Origin of the sequence: Longimicrobium sp. (genome assembly GCF_036387355.1) — a bacterium.
Taxonomy (GTDB): domain Bacteria; phylum Gemmatimonadota; class Gemmatimonadetes; order Longimicrobiales; family Longimicrobiaceae; genus Longimicrobium.
In genome coordinates, this window is record NZ_DASVTX010000045.1 from 1 (window position 1) to 6,832 (window position 6,832).

The following is a 6,832-nucleotide window of genomic DNA, read 5'->3' on the forward strand; positions in this document are numbered from 1 at the left end:
GCCGAGGTGGTGTTCGGCGGCACGCTGGGCGGCGCCATGATCACCGACCGGCAGGCCGCCGGCAAGGTGGTGGTCATGCTCCCCCCGGTGCAGAACGGCCAGCCCAACTACCGCATCTGGCTGGCGCCCCGCCCCTCGCTCCCCAGCGCCGCCGCCATCGTGGTCGCCTCGCTGGACATCAGCTCGCAGGGGATCCGCAACCTGCCCATGGCGCAGCAGGCCGGGCTCACCGATCCGTCTGAAATCCCGTCCACGGGCCCCGGCGGCGTGCTCGTCACCCGCGCCGTGGCGGAGCGCCTGCTGGGTGCGTCGCTGGACGGCATGCAGCCTGGCGCCGCGGGCCGCGCGCGGGTGAACGCCGCCTTCGACTACACGCCGCGCCCCACCGAAGCGCCGGCGCGCAACGTGATCGCCATTCTGCGCGGCTCCGACCCGGCGCTGCGCGGGCAGTACGTGGGCATCAGCGCGCACAACGACCACGAGGGCTTCGCCGACCGCGCGGTGGACCACGACTCGCTGATCGCGTACAACACCGTCATGCGGCCGCAGGGCGCCAACGACCCCGCGGGCACGCCCAACGCGGCGCAGGCCGCCCGCATCCGCGCGCTGCGCGACTCGCTGGGCGCGCTGCACCCGGCGCGGCGCGACTCCATCTACAACGGCGCCGACGACGACGGGTCCGGCACCGTGGCCCTGCTGGAGATCGCCCAGCGCATGGCGGCCACCGGCACCCGCCCCCGCCGCTCGGTCATCTTCATCTCCCACACCGCCGAAGAGTCCGGGCTGCTGGGCTCGCAGTGGTTCACGGACCACCCCACCGTTCCGCGCGACAGCATGGTGGCCGTGCTGAACATGGACATGGTGGGCCACGGCCGCGCGTCGGAAGTGGCCAACGGCGGCCCGTACTCGCTGCAGATGATCGGCTCGCGCCGCCTCAGCACCCAGCTGGGCGACCTGATCGACGCGCTGAACGCGCGCCGGCCCAACCCCATGCAGATCGACTACAGCTGGGACGCGGCGGGGCACCCGGCCAACCGGTACTGCCGCAGCGACCACTTCATGTACGCGCGGTACGGCATTCCCATCACCTACTTTTCGCTGGGGTACCACCCCCACTACCACATGGTGACGGACGAGCCGCAGTACATCGACTACGAGCACACGGCCCGCGTCGCCTCGTTTCTGCACGACATTGCGCTGGACGTGGCCAACCGCCCGGAACGCCTCGTCGTAAACGGGCCGCGGCAGGACCCCAACGCCCCCTGCCGCCAGTAGCCGTCCCGGTAGACGGATGACGAGCCGCCCGCCCCGGAACTCCGGGGCGGGCGGCCTCCGTTTGTGACCCATACCGGAGCAGGTGACGGGATGTTACGTTTGTTCGTCAAATGCCACGACTGTGCTTTCCCCCCCGGCTGCGCGCCCGCGATTCCCGCTCGGCGCCGACGGCCACGCTCCCGCGACCGCCACGTCCGTGATGCTTCCGCACGCGCCCGGCGCCCCCCGGTTCGCCGCGCTGCTTTCCCCCGATGACCACCCGGATTCCGGCTTTCGCCGCCTGGCGGGCTTTGCCGCGCGGCTGATGTCCGCGCCCGTGTGCGTGGTGTCGCTGGTGGACGGCCGCGCGCCGTACACCGCGGGCACCGGGGACGAGTGGCGCGCCCGCCGCGAGGCGCCGCTGTCGCGCTCGCTGTGCCGGGTCACGGTGCAGGGCGGGCTGCCGCTGCTGCTGGAGGACGCGCGCCAGCACCCGGCCGTGCGCGCCGAGCCGGCACTGTGGCTGGGCGAGGTGGGGTACGCCGGCGTCCCGTTTCTGGACGCGGACGGGCGCGTGGCCGGCGCGCTCTGCGTGGCGGACCGCATGCCCCGCGCGTGGACGCAGGAGGACGCCGACACCCTGTCGTCGCTGGCCGGGTTCGCCACGCTCCTGGCCTCCGCCAGCACCGGCGCGTCGGCCATGGACCAGGCGCTGGCGGCCGCCGCCCGCGGCACGCGCACGGGCGTGAGCCTGCGCATGCTGCGCAAGGCGGTGGAAACCATGCAGCTGGGCGTCACCATCACCGGGGTGAACGGGCGAATCCTGTACAGCAACCCGGCCGACGCGCGCATGCACGGCTACACCACCGAGGAGCTGGTGGGCCGCTCGTCGCGCATCTTTGCCCCGGCGGAGCACGCCAGGCCGCTGCGGCCGGAGCGGCTGAACGAGGTGGGGAGCTGGAGCCGCGAAACCATCAACGTGCGCAAGGACGGGTCTACCTTCCCCGTCCTGCTGCGCAGCGACGTGGTGCACGACGCGCTGGGCCGGCCCGTGGCGCTGGTGACCTGCTGCGAAGACCTTACGCACCGCAAGCAGCTGGAGCACGAGCTTCTCCGCAACGCCTTCTACGACCCCGTCACCGGCTTTCCCAACCGCGGCCTGCTCACGCACCGGCTGGAGCTGGCCATTGAGCACGCCCTGCGCGGCCCCACCGGCTTTGCCCTGGTGGCCATCGAGCTGGACCGCATTCAGCTCGTGGGCGACACGCTGGGGCGTACGGGGGTGGATGAACTGCTGCGCGCCGCGGCCGAGCGGCTGCGCGAATGCGTGCCCCCCGAGGCGATGATTGCGCACGTGGGCCCCGACCAGTTCGCCGTGCTCATCGACGAAGTCGTCGGGATGACGGAGGCCACGCACGTGGCGGCGTGCGTGCGCGGCACCTTGGCGGAGCCGTTCACGCTGCACGGGCGCGACGTGTACACGGGCGCCAGCATCGGTATTGTTCTGGGCGGCAGGGACTACCGCACGCCCGAGGACGCCCTGCGCGACGCGGGGATGGCCATGATGCGCGCCCGCGACAAGGGCGACGGCCACTACCAGGTGTTCGACCCCGCCATGCACGCGCGGGCCATGGCGCGGCTGCAGTTGGAGACGGACCTGCGCCGCGCGCTGGAGCGCAACGAGCTGCGCGTGTACTACCAGCCCATCGTGCGGCTGGACACGGGGCGCATCGCGGGGTTCGAGGCGCTGGCGCGGTGGGAGCACCCGGAGCGCGGCCTCATCCTCCCCGACGAGTTCGTGCCGCTGGCGGAAGAGACGGGGCTGATCGTCCCCATCGGGCTGTGGGTGCTGGACGAGGCGTGCGAAACGCTGCGGCAGTGGCAGGCGCGGCCGGGCGGATCGGAACTGCGGATGGCGGTGAACCTGTCCGGGCGCCAGTTCACGGCGCGCAACCTGGTGAGCCGGGTGGAGGCCGCGCTGCGCCGCACCGGCATTCCGCCGCACACGCTGGAGCTGGAGATCACGGAAAGCGTGATCCTGTACAACACGGCGCCCGTCATGGAGACGCTGGCCCGGCTCAAGGAGCTGGGCGTGCAGCTTCACATCGACGATTTCGGCACCGGGTACTCGTCGCTCAGCTACCTGCACCGCCTGCCCATGGACGCGCTCAAGATCGACCGCTCGTTCGTGGCCGGCCCCGAGGGCGGCGGCAGCCTGCAGATGGTGCGCACCATCGTCGCCATGGCGCACGCGCTGGGCGTCGCCGTGGTCACGGAGGGGATCGAAAGCCCCGAGCTGCTGGCGGAACTGCGCACGCTGCGGTGCGAGTACGGGCAGGGCTACTTCTTCTCGCGTCCCGTGCCCGCCGAGCAGATCGAGGCGCTGTTCGACACGGAGCCGAGCTGGTAGCCGGCCTTTCCTGCCTCTCAGGAGGCCGTGGGGGGAGTTTCGATGGGGTCACGGGGGAGCGATGCGCGTTCCTCCGTGACCTTTCTGTCTGGCGGATGAATTCAGGATGACGCGGCTTTCGTTCTGCGCGGTCCGCCAGTCTTGCGCCCCTGCGGGGGAGGGGACAGGTTGCCGTCTCCCGCCCAACGCCGCCCCTTGGCCGCCCCTTTCCGCCCCCGCCCGATGCGACTTCCCGCGCCGTTCGTCTCGGTGGTGATGCCGGTGCGCAACGCGCTTCCGTTCCTGGACGAAAGCATCGGCAGCATCCTGGGCCAGACGCACGCCGGCCTGGAGCTGGTGATCCGCGACGACGCGTCCACCGACGGCTCGGTGGACGTGCTGCGGCGCTGGAGCCGGCGCGACCCGCGCGTGCGGCTGTACGAGGGCACGGAGGTGCTGGGCCCCGCCGGCAACTCCAACTGGGTGGTGCGGGCCGCCCGCGGCGAGCTGGTGGCGCGCATGGACGCCGACGACATCTCCCACCCCGACCGGCTCCGCCGCCAGCTGCGGGTGCTTTCCGCCGACCCCGGCGTGGTGCTGGTGGGCACGCTGTGCGACGGGATCGACGCGCGCACCCGCACCGTGCGCGGGCGCGACCGCTGGCGGCTGGCGCACCCCGGCTGGGGCCCGCCCTTTCCGCACGGGTCGGTGCTGTTCCGGCGCGAGGTGTTCGACCGCATCGGCGGCTACCGCGAGTCGTGCGACTACTGGGAAGACAACGACCTGATGCTGCGCTTTGCCGCCGCCGGGCGGGTGGTGGTGCTCCCCGACCAGCTGTACCGCTTCCGCTTTCACGGCTCCAGCACGCGCGCGGCCACCACGCAGCAGCGGATGGAAACGGCCATCGCGCGGATGATGGACTGCCACGACGCCATGGACCGCGGCGAGCCGTACGAGCCGCTCCTGGCCGGGGCGCCGGGGCCCGTTCGCGGCTCCGTGTCGCCGCGGGTGCTGTTCTGCATCGGCGCGCCGCGCATGTGGGCGGGCCACTCGCCGGGCATCCTGCGCCGCCTGGTTGCCCACGGCGGCCTGCGATGGAACCGCGAGAGCGCCGCCGCGCTGGCGTGGGCCGCGCTGGCCACCGCCGCGCCGCGCCTGCTGCGCCGCACCCTGGCCACCCGCGCGCGGCTCCGCGACCGGCGGATGGCGGACCGCTTTCCCGACCACGTTCCCTGCGAGTGGCCGGCCCGCCCGCTGCTCGCCGGCATGGTCCCGCTCCCCCCGGGCGCGGACACGGATCCCGTCCTCCGCGCCGACGGGCCGGACGCCCCGCTTCCCCGCCCCGGCCCGCGGGCGCTCGGTGTCTGACGCCGCCCGCCAGTTCGGCCTGCTGAGCCACACGTCGTACAACCTGGGCGACGAGATCCAGAGCCTGGCGGCCCGCCGCTTTCTTCCCCGCGTGGACCGGCTGGTGTGCCGCGAACAGCTGGACGCCGATCCCGGCGGCAGCGGGCGCACGCGCGTCATCCTGGCCGGGTGGTTTCTGCACCACCCGCGGCGCTGGCCCCCGCACCACAAGATCGATCCGCTGCTCGTGGGATTTCACCTGAACGACCGCCGCCCCGGGCGCCTTTCCTCGTGGCGCACGGCCGCGCGGGTGGTGCTTTCGCGCCGCAACGCGGGATGGCTGCGGCGCCACGGGCCGGTGGGCGCGCGCGACCCCCACACGCTCGCGCTCCTTCGCGGCGCCGGCGTGGACGCCGAGTACTCCGGCTGCCTCACCCTGACCCTTCCCCCGCGCGACCCCGCCGCCGTGGGAGACCGCGTGGTGGCATGCGGCCTTCCGGCGGAGCTGGTGGCGGCCCTTTCCGCCCGCACGCGCCGGCCGCCCGTCGTCGTCGATCACATCGACGTCGCCACGGCGGGCGCGGCGGCGCGGATGGACCGGGCCAGGGCGCTGCTGTCCCTCTACGCCGCGGCGCGGGCCGTAGTCACCACGCGGCTGCACTGCGCGCTGCCCTGCCTGGCCATGGGCACGCCGGTGCTCTTCATCCCGTTCCTCTCCGACCTCAGCCGCCAGCAGCCCGCGCTGGAGCTGGCCCACCACCTCGCGCCGCGCGCGTTCGTGAACGGGCAGGGCCGGTGGGACCCGGAGGACCCGCCGCCCAACCCCGACGCCTACCGCGCGCTGGTTCCCGGGCTCGTCCGCCGCTGCACGGAGTTCGTCGCCGGCTGACCCGCCCCGCCCGCGAGCAGCGACGCCGCCGCGGTGCGTGCTCCGGCCACGTTCAACGCCAGCGCCGCGGCGGCGTACACCGCGCCCGCGCCGGCCAGCAGCGCCGCCGTCCCGCCGACGGTGTGCGGCGCCATGGACCGCGCGAACAGCGCCATGGGTACGCACGCGGCCGCCGCCCGCGCCGCGTGGCGCAGGGGAAAGGGAACGACAAAGTGGCGGCGCCCCAGCCAGAGCGCCGCCGCCAGCGCCACCATCCAGCCGCCCAGCGTGGTCCACGCCGCCGCCATCACCCCGTAGCGGGGGATGAGCACCAGGTTGGCCGCCACGTTCAGCGCCGCCGCGGGCGCGATGGCCAGAACCATCTGGCGCGTGCGCCGGGTGATCTGGAACGCCAGCCCGAAGTGCAGCGCCAGCAGCCCCGAAACCAGCGCGCCGGCCCCCGCCCACGGAAGGACCCGCGCGGCCGTAGGCGCCAGCGCCGGCCCCGCCAGCACCCGCGCCACCGCCGCCGGCGCGCAGACCAGCAGCGTGGCGGCGGGAAACGCCAGCGCCATCATCCACCCCGCCACCCGCTCCAGCAGCGCGCGCGCCTCGCCCGCGCCGCCGCGCTCCCACGCCGCGAACACCATCGGCTTGGTGGCCGATGCCACGGAGGTGAGCAGCACGCCGATGGAGCGGTCCGCGATCACGCTCGCCACGGCGTAGGCCCCCGCCGCCGCCGGCCCCAGCAGCGTCGCCACGATCAGCCGGTCCGAGGCCGCCAGCACGTACGACGCGAGCGCGGCCACCGACATCGGCATTCCGTACGCCCACAGCTCGGCCACGCGGACCGGGGCGCCCGGCGCGGCGGCCGGTGCGCGGGGCACGCGCGGCGCCAGCGCCAGCGAGGCGAGCGCCGCGGCCGCCATGGCCAGCAGCGGCACGCGCGCGTCGCCGGGGCGCAGCGCCAGGCC

Annotated in this window: 5 protein-coding genes; 4 read left to right on the top strand and 1 reads right to left on the bottom strand. The window is 74.2% G+C overall.

What is annotated here, in order from left to right; translation table 11 throughout:
- The 4 genes from VF665_RS02240 to VF665_RS02255 all read left to right on the top strand — a co-directional run.
- Positions 1–1,275, top strand: a 1,275-nt coding sequence (locus VF665_RS02240; protein ID WP_331051768.1) for a M20/M25/M40 family metallo-hydrolase, incomplete at its 5' end; no start/stop codon positions are given.
- A gap of 199 nt (positions 1,276–1,474) precedes the next feature.
- Positions 1,475–3,664 (top strand): putative bifunctional diguanylate cyclase/phosphodiesterase, encoded by a 2,190-nt coding sequence (locus VF665_RS02245; protein ID WP_331051772.1) that lies wholly within the window; start codon positions 1,475–1,477, stop codon positions 3,662–3,664.
- Positions 3,665–3,886: 222 nt separating this feature from the next.
- Positions 3,887–5,011 (top strand): glycosyltransferase family A protein, encoded by a 1,125-nt coding sequence (locus VF665_RS02250; protein ID WP_331051769.1) that lies wholly within the window; start codon positions 3,887–3,889, stop codon positions 5,009–5,011.
- Positions 5,004–5,879, top strand: coding sequence for a polysaccharide pyruvyl transferase family protein (locus VF665_RS02255; protein WP_331051770.1), 876 nt, complete (start codon positions 5,004–5,006; stop codon positions 5,877–5,879). Before VF665_RS02250 ends, VF665_RS02255 begins: the two co-directional genes overlap by 8 nt.
- Here the strand turns inward: VF665_RS02255 and VF665_RS02260 are convergent.
- Positions 5,822–6,832 (bottom strand): lipopolysaccharide biosynthesis protein (locus VF665_RS02260; protein WP_331051771.1); only part of this gene is annotated, 1,011 nt, incomplete at its 5' end. The two genes, VF665_RS02255 and VF665_RS02260, sit on opposite strands and share 58 nt — an antisense overlap.

Coding starts and splice junctions, on each gene's coding strand:
- VF665_RS02245 (WP_331051772.1), top strand. CDS start 1,475: ATGCTTCCGCACGCGCCCGGCGCCCCCCGGTTCGCCGCGCTGCTTTCC.
- VF665_RS02250 (WP_331051769.1), top strand. CDS start 3,887: ATGCGACTTCCCGCGCCGTTCGTCTCGGTGGTGATGCCGGTGCGCAAC.